At 57.6% G+C, this 809-nt stretch carries 1 protein-coding gene; it reads left to right on the forward strand.

Features of this window, described 5'->3' with window-relative positions; translation table 11 throughout:
* The first annotated feature begins 47 nt into the window (after positions 1-47).
* The gene (locus ACR0AM_RS21620) at positions 48-758 is read left to right on the forward strand and encodes an IS6 family transposase (protein ID WP_480624004.1); all 711 of its coding nucleotides are present in this window, start codon (positions 48-50) and stop codon (positions 756-758) included.
* The last annotated feature ends 51 nt before the right edge of the window (positions 759-809 follow it).

Genomic DNA, 809 nt, shown 5'->3' on the forward strand with positions numbered 1-809 from the left:
GGGATTGCCAACTTGCAGTCGCACCTGAGGCTGTTTAGCGGGTCTCCATGTATATACCAGCTGAGATGCCACGCCTGAAGGGCTACCGTTTTCCCCGTGAAGTCGTCGCCTACGCCGTTTGGGCATACCATCGGTTCGCACTCAGTGCCGCTGATGTTGAAGATCTGCTCGCCGAGCGGAATGTGATGGTCAGCCGTGAGACCATACGCAAATGGGTCAACCGGTTTGGTCGGCATTTCGCACATTGTATCAAGCGTGACCGGCCCGCAGCGGCAGACAAATGGCACCTCGATGAAGTCGTCGTCCCGATCAACGGCGTCAAGATGTGGTTATGGCGGGCCGTGGACGGGAACGGCGATGTGCTCGACATTCTGGTTCAACCAAGGCGAAACGCCAAGGCGGCCAAGCGGTTTCTGAAACAGTTGATCGCCCGGTTTGGCCAGCCCCGCGTTATCGTCACAGACAAATTACGCAGTTACATCAAGCCGATCCGTCAGCTGGCTCCTGACGCAGATCACCGGGCTCACAAGGGCCTGAATAATCGTATTGAGGGCTCGCACCGACCAACCCGGAAGCGAGAGAAGCTTATGGGCCGGTTCAAGTCGGGCAGGCAGGCGCAGCGCTTCCTCTCCGCCCATGATCAGATCAACACGATCTTCCGTCCCCGCCGCTACCGTCTTACCGCCATCTCTTACCGCCACGCCAGATCAGATGCCTTCGATCAGTGGCGGAGCTACGCACTTGACATGACCGCGTGATCGTACCCGCATCAGACTTTTGCAATCAGTGCAGAATAAGTTGGCAATCCC

The organism is Ruegeria sp. AD9 (genome assembly GCF_056542305.1).